The organism is Telluria sp. LT1R51-2 (assembly GCF_059685775.1).
Genome location: NZ_JCASIM010000001.1, coordinates 204,855 through 227,656, shown reverse-complemented (window position 1 = coordinate 227,656; position 22,802 = coordinate 204,855). Strand labels below are relative to the sequence as shown.

Here is a 22,802-nt window from a genome sequence, read left to right as displayed (position 1 = left end):
CAGTAGAACGGAAAGGCAGCCGTGACATTCGACGCGAGGGAAATGGCGAACTAATGTAGAGGCCGTGTCCGAATGTCAGACCTGACCCCGGCTGTGCTGATGTGATCGTGTCCGAATGTCAGACCTGACCCCGGCTGTGTGACCTGACCCCGGCTGTGTGACCCCGGCTGAGGCGAACGGTTATCACCCGTGCCGCGCTACCATGTCGCGCACCTGCTGCGCCATCGTGTCGATGGAAAACGGTTTGGTCAGGATCGCCATGTCAGGTCCCAGTTGCCCGTTGTCGAGCAGGGCTGTTTCGGCATAGCCGGTAATGAACAGCACCTTCAGCTCGGGCCGCGCCACGCGCGCGGCGTCGGCCATCTGCCGCCCGTTCATCATCCCGGGCAAGCCGACGTCGGTGATCAGGAGATCGATGCGCGCGGTGGATTGCAGCACCTTCAGGCCGCTGGCGCCGTCCTCGGCATCCAGCACGCGGTAGCCCAGGTCTTCCAGCAAATCGACGACCAGCATGCGCACGCTCGGTTCGTCGTCGACCACCAGGATCGTCTCGCCCCGGCCGTCGGGTGACGCCAGCGCCACGGGCTGTACGGCATCGACGTCGTCGGCCTGGCCGCGATGGCGCGGCAGGTAGATGCCCACCGTGGTGCCCCGCCCTACCGCCGAATCGATGTGCACCTGGCCGCCGGACTGCTTGGCGAAGCCGTAGATCATCGACAGGCCCAGCCCCGTGCCCTGCCCGATCGGCTTGGTCGTGAAGAACGGATCGAATGCCTTGGCCACCACGTCCGGCGCCATGCCGGTGCCGGCGTCGGACACCGACAGCATCAGGTAGTCGCCGGGTGGCAGTTCCAGTACGCATGCATCAGCGGGATCGAGCTGGCGATTGGCCGTTTCGATGGTGATGCAGCCGCCGGCCGGCATGGCGTCGCGCGCGTTGATGCACAGGTTCAGCAGCGCATTTTCAAGCTGTGACTGGTCCACCAGCGCGGCCCACAGCGTGCGCTCGGCGCGCGGCTCCACCTGCACGCCGGGGCCGACCGTGCGCCGGATCATGTCGAGCATGCCCTCGATCATGGCATTGACACAGATGGCCGTGGGCGCGAGCGTCTGGCGGCGCGAAAACGCCAGCAGGCGGTGGGTCAGCGCCGCAGCGCGCCGGGTCGCGCCCTGCGCCACGCCGATGTAGCGGTCGACCTCGCCCACGCGGTCTTGCGCGATGCGGATCTTGACCAGGTCCAGGCTGCCCGCGATGCCGGCCAGCAGATTGTTGAAGTCGTGCGCCAGACCGCCGGTGAGCTGGCCGACCGCTTCCATCTTTTGCGAGTGGCGCAACTGCTCCTGGGCGCGTTCGAGTTCGGCCTGGCGCTCGCGTTCGACCGTGATATCGCGGCCGGTCGCATACGTCACGCTGCCCGCCGGCGCAGCGGCCCACGAAATCCAGCGTATCGAACCATCCTTGTGGCGATAGCGGTTGACCAGGCGCGGCTGCTCACCCGCGGCCGCCGACAGGTAGCTGTCGACCGTCCGGGCATGGTCCTCGGCCACGACGAATTCATTGGCGTGATGCCCGACGAGTTCGTCGGGCGTGTAACCGAGCAAGTGGGTCCAGGCCGGATTCACGCGCCGGAACACGCCATTGAAATCGATCGTCAGCAACAGGTCGGGCGACGTGTCCCACATGCGGTCACGTTCGGCCTGGGCTTCCTTTTCGTGGGTCACGTCGCGCGCCGAGCAATACACCTTGCCGTCGTCCGGGACCGCCACCCACGATAGCCAGCGCCAGCCGCCGGCCTTGTGACAGTGGCGGTTTTCAAAGCGCAGCGCCGGGATGTCGCGCTCGAGTGCATCGCGCCACACGGCCTGGGTCAGCGCCCGGTCGTCCGGATGAACGAACTCCATGAAGTGCGTGCTGGCGATTTCCTCCTCGGTCCAGCCCAGCGTGGTTTGCCAGGCGGGGTTCGATGTCTCGACGAAACCGTCGGCATTGAGCACGCCCAGGATGTCCGGGCTGACCTGCCAGGTGCGGCCACGTGCCAGCGCCTGGGCAATGACTTTCTGCTCGAGCTGCTCGTTGAGGGCCCGCAGTTTCAGGATCGCCTGGTCGCGTTCGGCCTCGACTGCGCGCCGGCCCTCGACGTCGATCAGCACGCCCGGAAACGACAGCCCGCTGCCATCCGGCGCCAGGTCGACCCGGCCGTTGGCCTCGATCCAGTAGTAGCGCCCGTCGGTGCGCCGCACGCGGTACTGGTGGGCATAATGGCCACCGCGCGCGATGACGGTGTTGATCGCCTGTGCCAGACCGGCCTGGTCGTCCGGGTGGACCGTGGCGACGATCTGCGCCAGGCTCAGGCCGACGCGCCCGAGCGCCGGGTCGAGACCGAAGGCGCGTGCGAACGCTTCATCGACCGTAAAGCGGTCGGTCGGCAAATCCCAGAACCAGGTGCCGATGATGGCGCCGGCGGACAGCGCCAGCTGCACCCGTTCGGCATCGATGCGCGAATTGCTTTCGTGCTCGCGCAACACGGCCTCGTCGGCGACCTGGCGGCGCCGGGCGAGGATGGTGTCGGTGGTGTCGATGCAGGTGCATAACAGACCGAGGATCTCGCCGCCGTCGCCGCGCACCGGGCCGTACGAAAACGTGAACCAGGTATGCTCGGCATAGCCCTTGCGCTGCATGACCAGCGGCAGGTCGTGCATCTTGTACGATTCGCCCCCGACCAGCGTGCGGTCGACCAGCGGGGCGAGCACGTCCCAGATTTCGGGCCAGGCGGCCTGGAAGCTGCCGCCCAGTGCATGCGGGTGCTTGTCGCACAGGATCTCGGCGTAGGAATCGTTGTACAGGAGGGTTTGTTCGGCGCCCCAGACCAGAAAACTGGGGAACGCCGAACCGAGCACGATGCTCACACCGGTGCGCAGCGTGGCCGGCCAACCGGCAATGGGGCCGAGCGGCGTGGCCGCCCAGTCGTAATCGCGAATCGCAGCGCCGAGCGCCCCGCCATCGACAGGAAATGCGATCGGATCACGCATGGGATCGACAGGCTGCGGGGCCGGCTGTCAGCGGAAATGGGGTGCGCACGCTCATGATGCCGGCATTATGGCATGGGCAGCGCGCCCGCTTACGCTACGCTGCGATGGCGATGCGCTGCTGTGCCTTGTGCCCGAGCGCGCGCCCGTGCCCGTGCCCGGCTGGCTGCGCATCGACCTTGAACACGCTGACCATCTGCTGCAGCGCGTGGGCCTGCTCTTGCAGCGCGCCGGTGGCCGCCGCCGCTTCTTCGACCAGCGCCGCGTTCTGCTGGGTTGCCTGGTCCATCAGGCTGACCGCTTCGTTGATCTGACCGATGCCCGACGTCTGCTCTTCGCCTGCAGCCAGGATCTCGGCCATGATGTCGGAGACCCGCTTCACGCTCGAGACGATTTCGTTCATCGTGGTGCCGGTGCTGTCGACCAGGACCGTACCTGCCTCAACATTGGTCACCGACGTGCCGATCAATTCCTTGATCTCTTTCGCCGCCGCCGCCGAACGCTGCGCCAGGTTGCGCACTTCGCTGGCCACGACCGCGAAACCGCGGCCCTGTTCGCCGGCACGCGCTGCTTCCACGGCCGCATTGAGCGCCAGGATATTGGTCTGGAACGCGATGCCGTCGATGACTGAAATGATGTCGACGATGCGCTTCGAGGACGCATTGATCGCGCTCATGGTCTCGACCACGTCCGACACCAGCTTGCCGCCACGTACCGCCACTTCGGATGCCGAGCGCGCCACATTGTTGGCCTGACGAACGTTGTCGGCATTGTGCTGCACGGTGCTGGTCAGTTCTTCGAGCGAGGATGCAGTTTCTTCCAGGCTGCTGGCCTGCTGCTCGGTGCGGCCCGACAGGTTCATGTTGCCTGCGGCGATTTCGGCGCTGGCGGTGGCGATCGACATGCTGCTGTCACGCACACTGCGCACGGTGCCGGACAATTGCTCCTGCATCGTGGCCAGACCGCTAAGCAGCGCGCCCATTTCATCCTGGCGATCGACGACGACCGTCGTCGACAAATCACCGTGTGCCATCGCGTCAAAGTGAGTGATCGCTTGTTCGAGCGGCCGCATGATTGCGCGCAGCAACAGCACCGACGACACGATCGCCAACAGAAGGCCAAAGACCACGCTCAGACCCGCAGCCCACATCAAGGTCGTAAACAGCGCCAGGCTGGACTCGAACTCATGGCGGGCCGTGGCCAGCTGGTAGTCGTCCAGCGCAACCGACGCCTTGTCAAAGACACCGTACAACGCGGTCATCTCTTTCATCGACAGCGCTTCGATGCGCTCGACGTTACCCTGTTCGAGGGCGGTGGCCAGTGCCAGCATGCCGTCGTTGATGTAGCGTGTCCGTTCGGTTTCCAGCGTTTTGGCCAGGTCCGCCTCTTCACCACTGCGCGACAAGGCAAGGTAGGTTTGCCACGATTTGTTGGCGTCGTCGATGAAGCCCTTGGCGCGCGCGATGGTCTTGGCGACGTCGGGCGCATCCGGGTGGAACACGCCACGATCCAGGCCGAAACGTGCGCGGTTCAGGAAGTTCTTGGAATTGTTGATCGCAATGCTCGAAGCGAGCTGGTTGCTGTACACCTGCTCAAGCGCGGCATGATTGGAGCGCATGCCATAGATGCCGAGCACGCCGATTGCCGCAATCAGAAGGCCGAGGACCGCGAGCGTGGCGATCAATCGGAAACGCAATGTTAATTTGGAAAGCATAAAGACCCTGGGTAAGTTTTCTTGCGCGAAGTAAATTCGGGAACAAACGGACGATAGCCCGAAGTGATTACTTCTTGGTAGAAAATAGAGTCTGCCGTTCAATATACCAATAATTAGTTGTCTTTCAGCAACGGTTGGGTAATATCCTGATCGGCTTCTTTGGCAATCTTGGTGAGAACACCACGCCCTGTCGGGGGATATGCCCGTCAGTTTTCGCCAGCGCCGATGTCCGGGCATATCCCTGCCAGGCAGCCATAAAAAAACCGGGGCACGCGGCCCCGGTTTTCGATATCAATCGACGCGATCGATCACAAATGCACTGAAATCTGCGGCATCAGATCGTCAAACGTACGGCCGTTGCCGTTCTCGCCGATCGCGTGCATCTTCCACTCGCCGCCATGGCGGTACAGCTTGGCCATGATCTGCGCCGAATGCGAACCCGTCACCGACAGGTTGAAGCGCGCGACTTCCTGCTGGTTGGCTGCATTGATCAGGCGGCAGTAGGCGTTCTCCACCGTGGCGAAAGTCTGCCCGGTGAAGCTGTTGACCGTGAAGACCAGTGCCTTGACCGATGCTGGCACGGCGTTCAGGTCGACGGTGATCTGCTCGTCGTCGCCATCACCGGCGCCGGTGCGGTTGTCGCCCGTGTGGACGATGCTGCCGTCCTTGCTCTTGAGCTGGCGGAACCAGATCACGTCCACCGGCTTGTTCGACTCGTCGAACATGACCACCGATGCGTCCAGGTCGACGGCGTCCGACTTGCCGCCGCCGAAGCCGAAGAAACCCTTCGACTTGATCGCATCCCAACCCAGACCCATGGTCACGCGGGACAGGCCGCCACCGGCTTCCTTGTCCAGAGAGATCTTCTGGCCTTTTTGCAGATTGACTGACATTGTGTTCCTCCGTTATTTCGCTGGCTGCTGCATCCAGGCTTTGAATGCAGTGCGGTTGCGCGAACATACATACACCTTGCCACGACCCGAGAAGCGCAGGACCATGCCCTCGCCGCTGGTCTGGCTGTTGATCAGGTTACCCAGGAAGCCACCGCTGGTGCCGGTCGTGATCGAAATTTCGTAGCGCAGCGTGCTGTCCCAGCACACCACGTGGGAGTTGTCGATGATTGCATCCTTGCCCGGCTCGACATCCAGCACCGACATCGACCCAAAGCCCGACACCACCACCTGGCCCTGGCCACCCGTTTCGGTGACGAAGAAGCCGCCACTGTTGGCGAACAGCGCATTGCCCAGGCTTTGCGTACGGACCTTGAGGTCGACGCCGGACGTGGCCGCAACGAACGCGCCATCGCTGATGATGTAGTGGTTCGGACCGACATCGACCGTTTGCATCGCACCCGGCAGGGTTGGCGACAGCAGGCAGTCGCCATCGCCGCGCGTGGCTTCGATGTGCTGCTGGAAGAACGACTCGCCGTTGGCAAAGGTGCGCATCAGCGCACTACCGAGCCCGCCCTTCATCTTGCCTTTGAGGTCGAGGGTCGATTCCATCATCACCATCGCGTCGGATTCGCAATAGATGGTCTCGCCCTGCTTCATCGACACATGAAGGAAAGGATCGACGTCCCCGGTCACGGTAAATACTGGCATTTGGCTTCCTTAGAATGGGTTCCACGCAGGGCGCCCCCGCAGAAGCGCCCTGGCTTGAATGATTAAACGTTGACGCCGTAGTTGCGGGCCAGGGGCCCCAGACCGCCGGCAAAGCCCTGGCCGATCGCGCGGAATTTCCAGTCCGCGCCATTGCGGTAGACCTCACCGAAGATCATCGCAGCTTCGGTCGAACCGTCTTCCGACAGGTCGTAGCGCGCGACTTCGGCGTTGGTGGCGTTGTTGACGCAGCGGATGAACGCCTTGCCGACCATGCCGAAGTTCTGGCGACGGGTTTCGGCATCGTGAATGGTCACGCCCAGGACGACCTTGTCGACGTCGGCCGGAACCTTGGTCAGGTCGATGGTGACGAATTCATCGTCGCCGTCGCCGGCGCCAGTGGTGTTGTCGCCCGAGTGGACGATCGAACCGTCGCTCGACTTCAGGTTGTTATAGAAGATGAAGTCGCCATCCGAACGGACCTTGCCGGACGAATTGAGCAGGAACACGGCGCCGTCGAGGTCGAAGGCTGCGCCGTCGGTGGCGCGGATGTCCCAGCCGAGAGCGACTTTCAGTGAAGTCAGGCCTGGCGCTTCTTTGGAAAGGTTGACGTTGCCGCCTTTTTGCAGACTGATTGCCATGGTGAGAATCTCCTAAATAGTGAACACCGGGTTGCAAGCGCCGCGAGCTGGTGTTCTGCCACTCGCGGCGAATTCTGTACTGCAGGGCCGGCATGCATGCCGCCGGCCCGGTTACCGCTTACGCGCCGGCGAGTGCGGCGTGCTTCTTCTTGTACTGAATCGAGCTCCACAGCGACGCCAGGATGAAGGCCACGCCCACACCGCCGGTGATCAGCTCTGGTACATGCCACTTCATACTGGCCAGCATGATTACGGCCAGGATACCGATCGCGTAGTGCGCGCCGTGCTCCAGGTAGACGTATTCATCGAGCGTGCCCTTGCGCACCAGGAACACGGTCATCGAACGCACGAACATCGCGCCGATTGCCAGGCCCAGCATGATGATCACGACGTCGCTGGTGATCGCAAACGCGCCGATCACGCCGTCGAACGAGAACGACGCATCCAGCACTTCGAGGTACAGGAAACCACCGATACCGCCTTTTTTGACCGCGTCACCGACAGCACCCTCGCCCGATTCGCTCTTTTCCAGCAGGCTGCTAAGCATATCGACAGCAACATAGACCAGGATGCCCCACATACCGGCGATCGCAACGACCATCTTCTGCGCTTCATCAACATACGTCAGGCTGAACAGCAGCGCGGCGATGGCGATCATGACGGCGATCGACGACACCTTGCCGAGCGAACCCAGTTTTGCTTCGAAGTTGCCCAGCCAGTGGGTTTCTTTTTCATCGTCCAGCATGAAGTTCAGGAACACGAGCAGCAGGAACATGCCGCCGAATGCCGCCACTTCAGCGTGGTGGTTGGTCAGGTGCATCGAGAAGGCTTTTGGATTGGTCAGTGCCAGGTTCCAGACTTCCGCCGCACCCAGGTCGGCAGCCACGGCCACGATGACCAGCGGGAACACCAGACGCATGCCGAACACGGCGATGATGATGCCGACGCCCAGGAACAGCTTGATCCAGAACTCGTCCCAGGTCTTGAGGACCGAGGCGTTGACCACCGCGTTATCAAACGACAGCGACACTTCCATGACCGCCAGAATGGCCGCCACGCCCAGCGCAGTAATCATGCCCGACGTGCCACCATGATCGAATCCCCACCAGGCCGCAAGGGCAAGGCAGACCGCGGTCACGATGAGTGACCAGGTAAAGTACTTCATTAATATTTCCCCTCTTATAGATTTATGAAAAACGGTGCTGACGAACAATTGTAAAGGTTGCCAAGCGATTGAAAAAGCGAAGATAATTGGAAGATTACTTCCGAAAAACAGAAGCCATGAGCCACGCACTCCCCAATTTCCGTCACCTCTATTACTTCTGGGTGGTTGCCAAGGAAGGCAGCATTACACGTGCTGCCGAGCGCCTTGGCCTGGCCATCCAGACAGTGAGTACGCAGCTTACCTTACTTGAACAGGCGTTCGGCAAGGCACTGTTCACGCAGCAAGGCCGGCGCCTCAATCTGACCGAAGCGGGTCGTTTGGCGCTGTCGTATGCCGATCAGATATTCCTGCTGGGCGAGCAGATGCAGGAAGCGCTCGATGCTTCCGACAGCACGCGCATCCGCCTGGCGGTGGGTATTTCCGATTCGCTGCCCAAGTTCACCGCCTACCGCCTGCTCGAGGTCACGACCCAGCTCGCCACGCCGGTGCGCCTGGTCTGCCACGAAGACCAGTACGAGGCGCTGCTGGGCGACCTGGCGCTGCACAAGCTCGATGTCGTGCTGACCGACCGCGCCGTGCCCACCGGCACCACGCTGCGCGTGTTCAGCCACCTGCTGTCAGAAAGCGAGATGTTCGTCGTCGGCGCCCCGGCGCTGGCGCACGCGTACCGCGACGATTTTCCTTCATCGCTGCACGGCGCGCCCTTTTTGCTACCCACGCGCAATAACGCCCTGCGTGGCAAGATCGACGACTGGTTCGAGCGTCATGCGATCCGGCCCGACGTGGTTGGCGAGTTCGAGGACAACGCGTTATTGAATACCTTCGGGCGGCGCGGCCTGGGGCTGTTCTTCACGCCGGCCGCGCCCGCCGCCGACATCGACTACCAGCTCGGCGCCGAGCTGGTCGGCCGGGTGCCGGAGGTGCGCGAACACTTCTATGCGATCTCGAATGAACGCAAGATCAAGCATCCGGCGGTCGAGGCAATCCTGTCAGCCGTGCACAAAGGCGCGTTAGCAGACGGATAAGGGCCGTGTTGGGTTGTACAATGCCCTCTTGCTTTGCCTTTTGTTAATACATCTCCAGCATGGAAAATATCCTCTTCCTCGTTCTCGCCCTGTTTCTGGTCGCGCTGAACGGCCTGTTCGTCGCCGCCGAATTCAGTATCGTCACGCTGCGCAAGACCCGCGTGAACGCCATCGCCAAGACCACCGGCCTGCGTGGACGCATCCTGGAAAAAGTTCACGGCAAGCTCGACGCTTATCTGTCGGCCTGCCAGCTCGGCATCACGCTGGCGTCGCTGGGTCTGGGCTGGGTCGGCGAGCCGGCCTTTGCCAGCCTGCTCGAACCGGTGTTCGCGTTTGTCGGCGTCACGTCCGAAGAACTGATCCACAGCATTTCGTTCATCGTGGCGTTCTCGGTCATTTCGTTCCTGCACATCGTGGTCGGCGAGCTGGCACCAAAGACGCTGGCGATCCGGCTGCCGGAATCGGTGGCGCTGTGGTGCGCCATCCCGCTGTACGCGTTTTACTGGGCGATGTACCCGGCGATTGCCCTGCTCAATGCCAGCGCGAATACGCTGCTGCGCGTGGCGGGCCTGGCCGGCAAGGGCGGGCACGACCATCACTATTCGCTGGAAGAACTCAAACTCATCCTGCGCACCAGCAACCCGGCCGAAAAAATCACGCAGGACGACCGCAATATCCTGGCCCAGTCGCTCGACTTCAGCCAGCTGGCCGTGTCCGAGCTGATGCGCCCGATCAACGAAGTCAGTGCCCTGTATGCCAGCCGCTCGCTCGAGCAGAACCTGGAAACCGTGCGCCGCAACCGCTTTTCGCGCTACCCGTATTTCGACAAGGACGGTGAAGAAGTCATCGGCATCGTCCACCTGAAAGACCTGTATTTCGCGCTGCAGTCGGGCCGGCCCATCGGCGATCTGACCCAGTTCCTGCGGCCGGTCGAATCGATTTCGGCGCGCACGCCGGCGCAGGACATCTTCCGGCGCTTCCGCGGCGGCGCCCCCCACTTCGCGCTGATCGGCGAAAAAGGCAAGCGCCCGGTCGGCTTCGTCACGCTCGACAATCTGCTGGGCGCAATGGTCGGCGAGATCCGCGACGAGTTCCGGATGAACGAAAACGATTGGCTCAAGCAGGCTGACGGCACCTGGATCGGCAAGGCCAGCCTGCCGATCTTCTCGCTCGAACGGCTGCTGGGCATCGACATCGATAACGAACAAATGGGGCTGGACGATGTCGAATCGGTCGGCGGCCTGTTGATGGCCAAGCTGGGCGACATCCCCAAGCAGGGCCAGCGTATCGGCTTCCCGCAGTTCGATGTCGTGGTCAAGAAAATGAATGGCCCACGCATCCTGCTGGTCAAGGTGATCCCGCAATTGACCCGCGCTGGCGAGAACGACGACCACGACTAACCGCCTTTTACATCGGCCTTGCTGACATTACACAAGAATGATGCTATTTTTTGTGTATATCTGCGTGAACCGACGAGAGGCATTCAATGTCCGCCCAGCTCCGCCATAACGTTCACCTCGCCGGCCAGGGCGCCGCCACCATGGTGTTTGCCCATGGTTTCGGGTGCGACCAGACGATGTGGCGTCACCTCGCCCCCGCTTACCAGCACCGGTATCGCGTTCTCACCTACGATCTCGTCGGCTCCGGCGGCTCGGACCTGTCGGCCTATAACCGCGCCCGCCATGCGACGCTGCAGGGTCATGCCGACGATCTGCTCGCCCTGATCGACGCCCATGCCAGCGGCCCGGTCGTGTTTGTCGGGCACTCGGTCGGCGCGACGATCGGCATGCTGGCCACGATCGCCGCGCCCGAGCGCTTTGCCGCGCAGATCATGGTCAGTCCGTCGCCCTGCTACATCAACGACGGCGACTATACCGGCGGCTTCACGCGCGACGACATCGACGAACTCCTCGAGACGATGGAGACGAATTTCATCACCTGGTCGCACAGCCTTGCACCCACCATCATGGGCGCGCCCAACCAGCCTCACCTGGCCTCCGGGCTGACGGCCAGTTTTTGCCGCAACGATCCCGAGATCGCCCATCACTTTGCCAGCGTCACGTTCCGCTCCGACCACCGTCTTGATGTGCCCAGGTCCACGACGCCCGCGCTGATCCTGCAATGCAGCGATGACCTGATCGCGCCGCGCACGGCTGGCCAATGGCTGCACCAGAACCTGCAGCGCAGCACGTTCGCGATGGTACCGAACGTCGGCCACTGCCCGCACATGAGCGCCCCGACCAACGTCTCGGCCGCCATCGACGCCTTCCTCGCACAGCAGTTACGCTGACCGTCCATGACCGCCACCCTCACCGCGACCGACCTGTTCTTCGACCAGGCTGCTTGCGGCCTGATGGCAACCGATGCACACGGCATGATCCTCACGGCCAACGCCAGCCTGCATGCGTGGCTCGGCATGGCACCCGGGGCGCTGGTCGGCACGCCCCTGCACGACCTGCTGCCGGCCAGCGCCCGCCTGTTTCACTACACGTGCTGCGTCCCACGCTTGCAGAACGAAGGCGCGGCGCATGACATCCAGATCGACCTGTTGAAGCCAGGTGGCGCGCGGCTGCCGGTGCTGCTTCAACTCGTGCGCCAGCGTGATGGCGACCGCGAGATCGACCACTGGGCGCTGTTTCAAGCCGGTGGCAGGCATGCCTACGAAAACGCACTGCTGTGCAAGTCGGAGACCGCCGACGGCGTCCGCGAGGTGCAGCGCCAGCGCGACCTGCAACTGCAGGCGGTGAACACGCAGTTGTCGGCGGCCGACCTGCGCAAGGATGAATTTCTGGCCACGCTGTCGCACGAGCTGCGCAATCCACTCGCGCCGATGCGCAGCGCGCTCGACGTGCTCAAGATCAAGCACGGCAACGACGAGGATGCGCGCGTGATCGGCGCGTTCGACCGCCAGTTGCGCCATCTGACGCGCCTGGTGGACGACCTGATGGAGGTCTCGCGCATTACCCAGAACCGCATGCAGCTGCGGCGCGCCCCGGTCGACATGGCGGCGCTGACGCGCGGCGCGGTGCACGACATGGCGCCGGTGATGACGGCCGCGCGCCATGCGCTGCGCCTGACGCTGCCAGAGGTACCGCTGACCGTCGACGGCGACGCCACGCGCCTGGCGCAGGTGGTGATCAACCTGCTGGGCAACGCAGCCAAGTACACACCGGATGGCGGGCTAATCGATGTTGAACTGGCCGGTTCGGATGGCCACGCCGAACTGCGCGTGCGCGACAACGGCATCGGCATCCCGGCGGATGCCCTGGGGACGATCTTTCAGTTGTTCACGCAGCTCGAACCAGGGCGCGAACGCGCCTGCGGCGGCCTGGGCATCGGCCTGGCGCTGGCGCGCGGTATCGCGCTGCTGCATGGCGGCGAGATCCTGGTCGAGAGCGACGGGCCGGGTCGCGGCAGCCAGTTCACGCTGCGCCTGCCGCTGATCGCGGGTTGCGCGGTGGTGGAAGAAATAGCAACGGCGCCTGGCCAGCCGGCGCCACTGCGGGTGCTGGTGGTGGATGACAATGTCGATGCGGCCGAGACAATGGCGACGATGCTCGAGCTGTTCGGCTGCACGACGCTGCTGGCGCATACGGCCGCCGGCGCACTGGCGCTGGCGCCGGATTTCTTGCCCGAGGTCGCGCTGCTCGATATCGGCCTGCCCGACTTCAATGGCTACGAACTGGCGCGGCGCCTGCGCGGGCTGGATGCCTGCGCCAGTATCAAACTGATTGCGGCCACCGGTTGGGGCCAGGAGCGTGACCGGCAACTGGCGCGCGATGCGGGGTTCGACCACCATCTGACCAAGCCGATCGATATCGAGCGGCTGCGCTTGCTGCTACAGTAAGCACCTGTTCCTCACCGGCATCGACACCATGACCCGCGCCTTGTCCCCGAACCTTCTCGCAGCAGGCTTGCTGTCACTGGCCACACTGGTCGCGGTTCCCGCCCCCGCCCATGCCTGCGAGCGCGTCTACCCGCAGGCCAATGGCGACGACCGCACGCGCCACGTGCGCCTGTCGGCCAGCTGGCCCGATGCGCAGATCCTGCAGAACCTCAAGCTCAATCTCGACCGGGCCGACGTCAGACGCAGCGAGAGTTCGGGCACGGTCAGCGTCCAGTACACGTACTTTCACAAGACGGTCGTGATCACGCGTTCGGCCAAAGGCGTCGAGGTGCAGCTGCTGGAAAAGGATCGTGAGAAGCTCGTCTGGCAGCTGGGAGCGTGCTGAACTGTGCACGGGGCGAAGCCTGGCGCCTCGCTCCGTGCATCCGTTATACAGCCACGATCTTGCGGTTCGCCACGCCCGGCAGCATGCGCAGCGTCTTGCCGACGACCGCCTTGTAGGTCTTGGACGTGACCGTATCGACGTAGCGGTACTCGGCCCTGGCTTCGGTCGGCGTGACCGTCAGCACGACGAAACCGCGCGAGGCCGTCTCGGCGTATTGCAGCGGCCCGATCAGCTGCTCCATGCCGCCTGCCACAGTGGCCGGTGCGATCGTCGGGAAATAGGTCTCGAAACCGGGCGAGGTCACGGCAGGCACGCCAAATTCAACACCCACTGCCCGCCCCTGCTGGTCGGCCAGATCGCTGGCCCAGGCATTGTGCGTGTCGCCCGCCAGCACCACCATGTTCTTGTTCAGCGTCTGCGCCATGTTCAGCACCGTCTCGCGCGCGGCATGGTAACCATCCCAGGCATCGAGGTTATACGGCACTGGCGTGGCCGTGAGCAGCTGCTGTTCGGCGGCGCTCAGCGCGACACCGGCCTTGACCTTGGCGGCAATCGCGAAGTACGCCGGATAGCCCGTGGTGCCCAGCACCATCGGCGCCGGCAGCAGCATGCGCGCCATCAGGACCTGCTGGCCCAGGATCTGCCAGGTGGCCGTCGACTTGCTCATCTGGTTGCGCAGCCAGGTGGTCTGCTCCGTACCCATCAGCTGGCGCGCGGGGTTCGTGACGTCGGCAGTGAATGCGGCGCTGTTGAAGCTGCGGTCCGCGCCGACATAGCTGGCCAGGGCCAGCTGCTTGTCGCGACCGATCACGCGCGTGTCGAGCATGTGCAGCGAAATCAGGTTGCCGAAATCGAACGAGCGATAGATCTTGTCCGGCTGCGCCGCGTTCGGCACGCGGATCGGCATCCACTCGTGATACGCCTGGATCGCCATCTGGCGCCGCGCCGACCACAGACCTTCCGTGGCCGGGTCGTGGTTCTCGGCGCCGCCGCTCCAGGTGTCGTTGGTCAGTTCATGGTCATCCCAGACGGCGATGAAGGGCATGCGCGCATGCACCGCCTGCAGGTCAGGGTCGGTGCGGTATTGCTGGAAGCGGATCCGGTAATCGGTCAGCGTGATGATCTCGGTGGCCGGCTTCGATACGCGCCCAAGCGTGCCTGCGTTCTGCGACGCATAGCCGCCGGCGGCGTATTCATAGATGTAGTCGCCCAGGTGCAGGCCGACATCGATGTCGTCGAACCTGGCGGCATCGGCATACACGTTGAAGTAGCCGGCCGGGTAGTTCGAGCAGCTGAACACGGCAAAGCGCACGCGTGACACGCTGCCGGTCGGCAGCGTCTTGGTACGGCCCACCGGCGAGAGCTGGCCGTAGCAACCGAAGCGGTAGAAATAGCTGCGGTTGGCCGTCAGGCCGGTCGCATCCACTTTGACCGTGAAGTCGCTGGCGCTGCCAGTGCGCAGGCTGCCCGAGGCCACTGTGCGCGAAAAGTCGCTGGTCTCGGAGATCTCCCAGCCGACGTCGATGTCGCCGGCACCGGTGGCCGTAATGCGCGTCCACAGGATGACGCGGTCGGCCAGCGGATCGCCGCTGGCCACGCCATGCGCGAAGCTGACGACGCGGTCGTCGCCATCACCGCCGCAGGCCGCGAGCGGGAGCGTGGACACGGCGACGGTGCCGAGCGAAAAGGTACGAATGAAATTGCGACGTGAATGCGATTGGTTCATGGGATGACAATTGGCAAAGGTGAAAGACGGCAAATCTTAGCCAGCGCCGATGACGCTCTGATGACGTCATCGATGCAACGGGCATGGAAGTGCCAGGCATGAAAGAACGCCCGGTCGGACATGCCGACCGGGCGTCGATGGTGCGCGTGTGATCAGGCCTGCTTGCGCTTTTTCAGTCCGATGATGCCGGCCAGACCCAGGCCCAGCAGCGCCAGCGAATGCGGTTCGGGCACCGGCGTCGCCGGCCCGAATACGGCGTCGCGCGCAGTGACGGCAATGTCCGGGTAGTTTGTGAAGACGCCGTCCACACCGAGGTTGTAGGCAGCCTCATAACTGGCGGGGTTGTTCAGGAAGGTGTACGGCGTGACCGTCATGCCGGCATCATGCGCGGCCTGTACGCAGGCTGCGCTGAGCTGGCCCGACGACGGGCCGATGCCGTCGGCGATGGCGGCGACCGCTGCCGCTCCTGCCGCGGTGGTGGGACAGACGCCCAGATAGCTGACCGGAATGGACGAGTTGGCGTTCAGATACTCTACCTGCGCCGCGTTGAAGGACTGCGTCAGGGCGCGGCCCGCCGTCGTGAAGTAGCCGTTGTACTTCGCATTGCTCAGGCCCGCCAGGATGGCCTCGGCCACGTCCAGCCCGCTCTGCTTGGCTTCCGGGAAGACGCCGATGGCGACGCCGGTCTCGATGAAGTAGTTATAGGCCAGGTCGAGGAACGCATCGTAAGACGTGAAGCTGTACGAAATGGCCGGGTCAAAATAGGTCTTGTCGGTGCAGTAGCCGTTGGCGTTGCGGCACGTCACGGACAACTGCTCCAGCTGCGCCAGCGTGAATTTGCGCACGTCGTAGGTCCCGTTGCTGGAACGCAGCGCCGCGATCTCCGGGTGCGTCGCCGCAAACGCGACGACATTGGTCGTGGCATTCAACGTGCCGTCATGCAGCATCACCGCCTTGTTGTCGGCGGTCAGGTATACATCGCCCTCGATATAGTCAGCGCCCATCCGCATGGCGAGCTGGTACGACTGCACCGACTCTTCCGGCAGATACCCGCTGGCGCCGCGGTGAGAAATGACCAGCGGACGTTCTCCCGTGAGAGTCGACACGGGCATGGTATGGCCGGCGACCGGCGCGAACAGCAAGGCCGCGAGCGGCAACAGTCCGAGATGCGACGTTTTCATAAAAGCAAACCCTCTTCAAATGTTATGAGTTATTTTGCGCAAGCAAGAGGCCGCAGGGCGGGAGCAGCCGGACTGCCTGGCTCCACTGCCTCGCGCTACAGGCGGGCGCATCAGAAGTTGTCAAAGCCATCCTGGCGGCGCTGACGGGGGGATGCTAATTCGGCATGATGACAGTGGCATGAATTCGGGCACCAATGTGTTGTTCATGCAGCCATATTCCGGGAATGACCGGTGGGTATCGATCATTGGGTTGATTTGCCAATGACGCACCGACGCCATAGCGATACTGCCACCTTGTAAGAAATATCCTACAAGGCATCTTTACGCGTTAGACTCGTGAGCGATGGTGCTCCCTGCAGACGGTTCTTGCCGGCGTGATTGCTCGATTGATGCAGGCAATAGCGCCAAGCCCCGGGGTTGACTGACCGCCCATCTCCTTTTCATCACACACACGTTTGTTACAGGACCTTCTGCGCAAGGGCTGGCAGCAACAGGAAAGCATCTCTCATGGAGCAGTCCTTGCCCACGTTCGCAGCAAAATCCGACACATGGCTATCCAAATTGGGACCTGGCCTGATCACCGGCGCGGCAGACGACGATCCAAGCGGTATCGCGACCTACTCGCAGGCCGGTGCACAGTTCGGTTTCGGGTTGCTGTGGACGCTGTTATTTACCTATCCGCTGATGGTGGGGATTCAGGTTGTCAGCGCTCGAATCGGTGTAGTAACGGGCCATGGTTTGGCCACCAACATCCGGCGGCACTATTCGAAGGCGTTGTTGTATGCGATCGTCATGCTTTTGCTGATGGCAAACATCATCAATATCGCCGCCGATATCGCGGCAATGGGCGACGCCCTGCGGCTGGTATTGGGAGGGCCTGCGCACCTGTATGCGATCGGCTTCGGCGCACTGTCCGCAGTGCTGCAGGTGATGATTCCCTACACCCGCTACGTGCGCATCCTGAAATGGATGACCCTCGCACTGCTGGCCTACGTCGCGACCGTGTTCGTTGTCAGAGTGCCGTGGGCCACGGTGGCGGTCGGCCTGATCACGTTCCCGCAGCTGCCCTGGAAGGCGGCCTATATCACGACCATTGTTGCAGTATTCGGCACCACGATCAGCCCGTATCTGTTTTTTTGGCAGTCATCGCAAGAAGTCGAAAACCTGCGTGCGCTACCCGATGCCCGGGCGCTGAAATATGCGCCGGCCGAAGCGAAGGCAAGCCTCGACCGGATCAAGGTCGACACCTATATTGGCATGGGTTTTTCAAATATCGTGGCATTTGCCATCATGCTGACCTTTGCCGTGACGTTGCACCTGCACGGCGTCACCGATATTTCTTCTTCAGCGCAGGCAGCCCAAGCGCTGCGGCCGATTGCCGGCGAATTCGCGTTCATTCTTTTCAGCCTTGGCATCATCGGCACCGGCCTGTTGGCGATTCCCGTGCTTGCGGGATCTGCTGCCTATGCGATGGCTGGCACATTTGAATGGAAAAACAGCCTGCAAGACAAGCCTGCGGTAGCACCGCGCTTCTATGCGATTATCGTCCTGGCGACGCTGCTCGGCGTTATCCTGATCTACGCGCCCATCGACCCGATCAAGGCACTTTACTGGAGCGCAGTCATCAATGGCATCGTATCGATCCCGATCATGGCCGTGATGATGCTGATGGCAGCACGGCACGACATCATGGGCGCGTTGACAATCTCTCGCCGTTTGAACATCCTTGGGTGGCTATGCACGTCGGTGATGGCGCTTGCTGTGGCGTGCATGTTTATCCTTGTCTGAAGCAGTGATTCGACCAGACCTTGCCCTCGAACAGCACGTCACACGGCCGCCCGTTGCTGCATCAATCCGCACCGTGCTGGTTATCGGCCAGCCGCTGCTGCGCCGGTGTTTCCGCAATCGCTTCCCAGCCATTTGCCGGTGCCGTTTGATTTCTGGCTGATGTCTCCGCCGCCCGGCCCCGGTAAGGTAGCGACCGATTCGAACCGATACGATGTCTCACTCTCGGCCTTCAAGACGGCGTCGACCTTCATTCGGGGCTGGGTGCAGACCATGTTCACATTCATGCCGCCAGCGATGGGTGTCATCTTCTTGGTGCAGGAATCCGCGCCTTTTTTGCCGAACAAATCGAAGTCGTTGATGTTTTGCTGGGTAATGCACTGCCTGGTGCGCACGCCATCACCTTTCAGCTCAGTACCGCTACCAGCCAGCATCTTGTCGATCTGCGCGCGCTGCTCGGGCGTCATCAGGGCCATTTGGCTTTTCATCAGCTCGAGATAACCCCCCAGCGGATTGCCCGCCGCCGTGTCCGACAGCGTCATGTCGATCTGCCACAACCCAGGTCTGATGGCCGGTTGCTGCGCGAATGCCTGCCCTGCCCAGAAGCTGGCAAGGGTAAAGATGATCTGCGCGGCGTGTTTCGTTCGCATACTGGCTCCTGATAGGTTGGTGTGTCAGTGTATGCGATTCGATCAGGGAATGATTTCTGAGGTCGTGCAGTCCATGCGCCGCAAGTGCTGCGTGTCAGCCGACACTCGGTGCATTTGCCAAAAGCAGCAGCGATCCAGTGTTATCAGACCTGCTCTCACGAGCCGTCAGAAACCCACGCACTGTCTGCCCGCAAGTGCAAAGGCAGCGTGGCGATTACGTGCTGCGGACCTTCCACGTCCCAGGCAAAAATACAGCAACCGCAACCGTTCATCTCGGAAACGTATGACAAGTTTTCCTGATTGTGTTCGAGCCACCATTCAGCTTCTTCAACTTCACCTGCTGCATCGACCGAAGCGCAGATTGACGCGCGCATTGTCATCATTAAAGCCTTAAAAAAATCGAGGATAAGGACAAGTACGTTGCTGGCTGATGCCAGCCGTCCGGCACGCTGGCTTTTTACCAGTTTGACACAGCCGACGGGTAGCGTTGCATCGAACGCTGTCGGATTTCTTTACAGTGATGACATTGGCGCCGCGCGTACCTCTTCTAATACCTTGTTTCATAAAGGAAAATTTTACTGGCATAAAGTTTGCTTGTTCAAGATCATAGTCTGCTCCCCTACACTCAGGAAATAACGAAATGAACGCTCTCTCGAAATCAATTGTCGCCGCATCCATCGCCGCTGCGTTCACCTTCAGCGGCACTGCTGCTGCTGCACCGTTCAACGAATTCACCGTTGATCCAGTCAACGGAGCGTATGCAAATTTCGTTGCTGACAAAATCACCGGTAACTACACCGAGCAAGCCACCTTCAATGCTGATGGCACGTTCAACGTCTCACTGGTCTGGACTGCTGGTCAGTTCGTCGGTAACAAAGGCAATACGGCGTACGAGTCGTACCAGACTGGCCTGGGCGCAACTTATGGCCTGTTCGCTACCTACACTGCAGGCGGCACTTACTCGGTCAACGGCTCGACTACGACGTTCGATTTCTCCCCTGGCAGCGGTAATCTCAGCCTGTTCCTGGACAACACCCTCGGCGTAGCTGGCGGAGAGGTCTTGCTGGGCAGCGGCAATCCAATTGCTGGCCAAGGCACACTCGACCCGATGCTCAGCACCTGCGAGAGCCCAGGCAATCCTGGCGGCAGGGGCATCAACTGCGGTAGCTTCGGTGCATCGAGCTCGTTCGCGCTCACCGACGCTGGCAGCGCATTCTTCATCCTGCCTAACCCGTTCTACTCGCTGTCGTTCCAGTCGGGCCATCTGAACAACTTCAATCCAGTCGGAACGCAGACGATCAACGGTTCCCTCGACGTTGTATTCAGCGGTGAGCCTACGGACGTCCCAGAGCCAGCATCGGTTGGCCTGCTGGGTCTGGGTATGCTGGGTCTGTATGCAGCACGTCGCCGTAACAAGAAAGCTGCCTAAGGGCATGGGGCTTGTGGTTCAGGCCCTTGTTTCAGAAAGATAAAAACCACTGTCACCTGGCAGTGGTTTTTTCTTTTACATGGGACTTTGGTGTCAGGTCTGACATTTGGACACAAGCTCAACACCATGCGTATTTCTGTGAGATGCAAGCTGACTAGTTAATGCAGAGTCCGTGTCCGAATGTCAGACCTGACCCTGGCTATTGCTGGCTATTTGACCTGGTGAAGAATTTGTTTCACGGTACCGAACATATACAGGATCGGGCTGCCGGATTCTTCCTGGAGCAGTTCAAAGTTATCGATGGTCAGCGCATCGCCGGCTTCGGTGAACATCAGCGTAGCGCCACCTCTGCTCACGAACTGGTCGGAGCTGAGGGAGAGGATTTCTACCGGCTCATAGCCTTTGATGGCGACATAAAAACGTCCTACGCGCCGACTGAATCGCACTGTTTTCCCGTTGTTTAGTGTATATGCGTATTCGTAGTTTAAAAACTCTGTGGGCTCCAGATGAAAGCGGCGCGCTGTGACGACCACGTTCTGGGCTGACTCCAGCGCCTCCGTGATAGCAGGCGCTGGCGTGAGTTGCTGAGCTTGTGTAGACAAAGGAAACGACAATCCCATAATGGCGGTCAGCAGGCATCCAGCGATTTTCACGCGATTCTCCGGTAATTTATAAGAGTAACTGAACCGTTTGTAATGCAAAGCAACATCAAATGCGTGAAAAAACACCAGATGATTGCATTTTCATTTAAATCGAAACAGTGACTCTTACTATAATCCGCAAACGCACTCTCTGTCGCTCAAGAAGCCAAATATTTAAAGCTGAATTCCTTCCCACCGGTACAACAGACGATTACCGTCAGTTCCTGCTGACAGATGACAGCGCCAAGTCGGTTGCTTCACAGTCCCTGGATTCTCCAAAGCGCGCAGAGTGGAAAGCAAGCTTATGCCGAACCGCCTTCAACCTTCGCCAGCAGGAACACATCGCTCGATTCGATGAGCTCCGGAACCTGCTTCGACAGCATCCGCAGATGCGGTGCTGCAAGATGCCGATCAAGGTCAGCCCTGCTGCGCCACTCCTCGGTGAACACGAAGCGACGTGGATTGGCAATGTCGCGGTTCACCTGGTAGCTGATGCAGCCTTCCTCGCGCAACGTCGGCTCGACAACGCTGCGTAACAGTGTTTCCAGTTTCTCTTCAAAACCAGGCTTGGCAAAAAAAATAGCAACAACGGGCAATGTCATGATGGTCCCTGAGAGTGAGCGACTGACAAGATTATCACACCGGTCTGCACAGGCCCGTCGGCAGATTTGCGTTGTCAGCAAGCAGCGACGGATCGGCGTTTCCGTAACGCGCGCTCAGCCCGGATCTACCGGTACAACCGCAAAAAGCTGACCTCGCCAGCACGTTTTCCGCCTTCCTTCTATACTGGCCGACCGCCGCGGCGCAGACCGCGGCTTGACCCCTACGTTAAGAAAACGAAAAATCCATGGCCGCCTTATTCACACCGTTCACCCTCAAAGACGTCACCTTGCGCAACCGCATCGCGGTGCCGCCAATGTGCCAGTACACCGCCAACGACGGCTTCGTCAACGATTGGCATCAGACGCACTACGCCAGCATTGCCCGCGGCGGCGCTGGCTTGGTGATCGTGGAAGCAACCGCTGTTTCGCCGGAAGGCCGGATCACCCCAGGCTGCACCGGTCTGTGGAACGATGCACAGGTTGAAGGCATGGCCCACATCGCCGCCCGTATCAAGGCCGCCGGTGCGGTTGCAGGCATCCAGATCGGCCATGCCGGCCGCAAGGCCAGCGCCAACCGTCCGTGGGAAGGCGACGACCATATCCCGTCGGAAGATGCGTATGGGTGGGACACCATCGCACCGTCGGCGATTGCCTTTGGCAAGAACCTGCCAAAAGTGCCGAAGGAAATGACGCTGGATGACATCGCGCGCGTGAAAGCCAATTTTGTCGATGCTGCCCGTCGCGCACTGGCTGCCGGTTTCGAATGGCTCGAGCTGCACTTTGCGCACGGTTACCTGGGGCAGAGCTTCTTTTCGCCGCACTCGAACAAGCGCACCGACCAGTACGGCGGTGATTTCGCCGGTCGCAGCCGCTTTTTGCTCGAGACGCTGGAGGCCGTGCGCGAAGTCTGGCCGGCCAACCTGCCGCTGACCGCGCGTCTTGGCGTCATCGAATACGATGGCAACGATGAACAAACGGTGAATGAGTCGATCGAACTGGTGCGCATGATGCGCCAGCGCGGCCTGGACATGCTGAGCGTCAGCGTCAACTTCACGATTCCGGATGTGAATATCCCGTGGGGTCCGGCCTTCCTGGGTCCGGTGGCCAAGCGCGTGCGTGACGAAGCCGGCATTCCGGTCGCGTCGGCGTGGGGCTTCGACGGCCCGCACTTGGCAGAACGCGCCGTGGCTGACGAACAGCTGGACCTGGTCATGGTAGGTCGTGCCCACCTGGCCAATCCGCACTACCCTCTGGAAGCGGCCAAAGAGCTGGGCGTTGAGAGCCCGACCTGGGTGTTGCCGGCGCCGTATGCGCACTGGCTCGAGCGTTACAGCATGCAGAAGTAAACCGTGTTTCGGCAGGAAGGGATGATTGCCCTGACTGCCG

20 protein-coding genes are annotated in these 22,802 nt (G+C 61.6%); 8 read left to right on the top strand and 12 right to left on the bottom strand.

Annotation, left to right across the window (positions count from 1 at the left end; translation table 11 throughout):
* Positions 1–183: 183 nt before the first annotated feature.
* From AC56LH_RS01095 to AC56LH_RS01070, 6 genes are all read right to left on the bottom strand, one after another.
* Positions 184–3,030 (bottom strand): PAS domain-containing protein, encoded by a 2,847-nt coding sequence (locus AC56LH_RS01095; protein ID WP_499643286.1) that lies wholly within the window; start codon positions 3,028–3,030, stop codon positions 184–186.
* Positions 3,031–3,124: 94 nt separating this feature from the next.
* Positions 3,125–4,741 carry a methyl-accepting chemotaxis protein gene (locus tag AC56LH_RS01090; RefSeq protein ID WP_499643284.1) on the bottom strand — a complete coding sequence of 539 codons (1,617 nt, stop codon included), beginning with the start codon at positions 4,739–4,741 and terminating at the stop codon, positions 3,125–3,127.
* Positions 4,742–5,049: 308 nt separating this feature from the next.
* Positions 5,050–5,634 carry a TerD family protein gene (locus AC56LH_RS01085; protein WP_183557066.1) on the bottom strand — a complete coding sequence of 195 codons (585 nt, stop codon included), beginning with the start codon at positions 5,632–5,634 and terminating at the stop codon, positions 5,050–5,052.
* Between the two features lie 12 nt (positions 5,635–5,646).
* The gene (locus tag AC56LH_RS01080) at positions 5,647–6,342 is read right to left on the bottom strand and encodes a TIGR00266 family protein (protein WP_183557064.1); all 696 of its coding nucleotides are present in this window, start codon (positions 6,340–6,342) and stop codon (positions 5,647–5,649) included.
* Positions 6,343–6,404: 62 nt separating this feature from the next.
* Positions 6,405–6,980, bottom strand: coding sequence for a TerD family protein (locus tag AC56LH_RS01075; RefSeq protein WP_183557061.1), 576 nt, complete (start codon positions 6,978–6,980; stop codon positions 6,405–6,407).
* A gap of 118 nt (positions 6,981–7,098) precedes the next feature.
* Complete coding sequence (locus tag AC56LH_RS01070) at positions 7,099–8,145, bottom strand: DUF475 domain-containing protein (RefSeq protein WP_499643282.1); 1,047 nt, start codon at positions 8,143–8,145, stop codon at positions 7,099–7,101.
* Positions 8,146–8,261: 116 nt separating this feature from the next.
* Here AC56LH_RS01070 and nhaR point away from each other — a divergent pair, with 116 nt between their 5' ends.
* The 5 genes from nhaR (at position 8,262) to AC56LH_RS01045 (ending at position 13,402) form a co-directional block, all read left to right on the top strand.
* The gene (nhaR, locus tag AC56LH_RS01065) at positions 8,262–9,170 is read left to right on the top strand and encodes a transcriptional activator NhaR (RefSeq protein WP_499643280.1); all 909 of its coding nucleotides are present in this window, start codon (positions 8,262–8,264) and stop codon (positions 9,168–9,170) included.
* 59 nt (positions 9,171–9,229) lie between these two features.
* Positions 9,230–10,570, top strand: coding sequence for a hemolysin family protein (locus tag AC56LH_RS01060; RefSeq protein WP_499643278.1), 1,341 nt, complete (start codon positions 9,230–9,232; stop codon positions 10,568–10,570).
* Between the two features lie 86 nt (positions 10,571–10,656).
* Entirely contained in the window at positions 10,657–11,460 is an 804-nt protein-coding gene (locus AC56LH_RS01055) for an alpha/beta fold hydrolase (protein WP_499643276.1), read from the top strand.
* Between the two features lie 6 nt (positions 11,461–11,466).
* Positions 11,467–13,017, top strand: coding sequence for a hybrid sensor histidine kinase/response regulator (locus tag AC56LH_RS01050; protein WP_499643274.1), 1,551 nt, complete (start codon positions 11,467–11,469; stop codon positions 13,015–13,017).
* Between the two features lie 28 nt (positions 13,018–13,045).
* On the top strand, positions 13,046–13,402 hold the full coding sequence (locus AC56LH_RS01045) for a hypothetical protein (RefSeq protein ID WP_499643272.1): 357 nt from the start codon (positions 13,046–13,048) through the stop codon (positions 13,400–13,402).
* Between the two features lie 43 nt (positions 13,403–13,445).
* On the opposite strand, the gene AC56LH_RS01040 is transcribed toward AC56LH_RS01045, so the two are convergent.
* Both AC56LH_RS01040 and AC56LH_RS01035 read right to left on the bottom strand, forming a co-directional pair.
* The gene (locus tag AC56LH_RS01040) at positions 13,446–15,128 is read right to left on the bottom strand and encodes an alkaline phosphatase D family protein (RefSeq protein WP_499643270.1); all 1,683 of its coding nucleotides are present in this window, start codon (positions 15,126–15,128) and stop codon (positions 13,446–13,448) included.
* Positions 15,129–15,280: 152 nt separating this feature from the next.
* Positions 15,281–16,309: a glycerophosphodiester phosphodiesterase family protein gene (locus AC56LH_RS01035; RefSeq protein WP_499643268.1), complete on the bottom strand. Its 1,029-nt coding sequence runs from the start codon at positions 16,307–16,309 to the stop codon at positions 15,281–15,283.
* Between the two features lie 507 nt (positions 16,310–16,816).
* Between AC56LH_RS01035 and AC56LH_RS01030 the strand changes: the two genes are divergently transcribed.
* Positions 16,817–18,097, top strand: coding sequence for an Nramp family divalent metal transporter (locus tag AC56LH_RS01030; protein WP_499643266.1), 1,281 nt, complete (start codon positions 16,817–16,819; stop codon positions 18,095–18,097).
* Between the two features lie 80 nt (positions 18,098–18,177).
* Here the strand turns inward: AC56LH_RS01030 and AC56LH_RS01025 are convergent, their stop codons facing one another.
* Together AC56LH_RS01025 and AC56LH_RS01020 are read right to left on the bottom strand one after the other, a co-directional pair.
* Entirely contained in the window at positions 18,178–18,744 is a 567-nt protein-coding gene (locus tag AC56LH_RS01025; RefSeq protein ID WP_499643264.1) for a DUF3617 domain-containing protein, read from the bottom strand.
* Positions 18,745–18,899: 155 nt separating this feature from the next.
* Positions 18,900–19,118, bottom strand: a complete 219-nt coding sequence (locus AC56LH_RS01020) for a hypothetical protein (protein ID WP_499643262.1) — start codon at positions 19,116–19,118, stop codon at positions 18,900–18,902.
* A gap of 266 nt (positions 19,119–19,384) precedes the next feature.
* Here AC56LH_RS01020 and pepA point away from each other — a divergent pair, with 266 nt between their 5' ends.
* Positions 19,385–20,173 carry a flocculation-associated PEP-CTERM protein PepA gene (pepA, locus tag AC56LH_RS01015; RefSeq protein ID WP_499643260.1) on the top strand — a complete coding sequence of 263 codons (789 nt, stop codon included), beginning with the start codon at positions 19,385–19,387 and terminating at the stop codon, positions 20,171–20,173.
* Between the two features lie 209 nt (positions 20,174–20,382).
* Here pepA and AC56LH_RS01010 read toward each other — a convergent pair whose 3' ends face one another.
* Both AC56LH_RS01010 and AC56LH_RS01005 read right to left on the bottom strand, forming a co-directional pair.
* Entirely contained in the window at positions 20,383–20,826 is a 444-nt protein-coding gene (locus tag AC56LH_RS01010) for a hypothetical protein (protein WP_499643258.1), read from the bottom strand.
* Between the two features lie 290 nt (positions 20,827–21,116).
* On the bottom strand, positions 21,117–21,416 hold the full coding sequence (locus tag AC56LH_RS01005) for a putative quinol monooxygenase (RefSeq protein ID WP_499643256.1): 300 nt from the start codon (positions 21,414–21,416) through the stop codon (positions 21,117–21,119).
* Positions 21,417–21,661: 245 nt separating this feature from the next.
* Here AC56LH_RS01005 and AC56LH_RS01000 point away from each other — a divergent pair, with 245 nt between their 5' ends.
* Positions 21,662–22,762, top strand: coding sequence for an NADH:flavin oxidoreductase/NADH oxidase (locus tag AC56LH_RS01000; protein WP_499643254.1), 1,101 nt, complete (start codon positions 21,662–21,664; stop codon positions 22,760–22,762).
* The last annotated feature ends 40 nt before the right edge of the window (positions 22,763–22,802 follow it).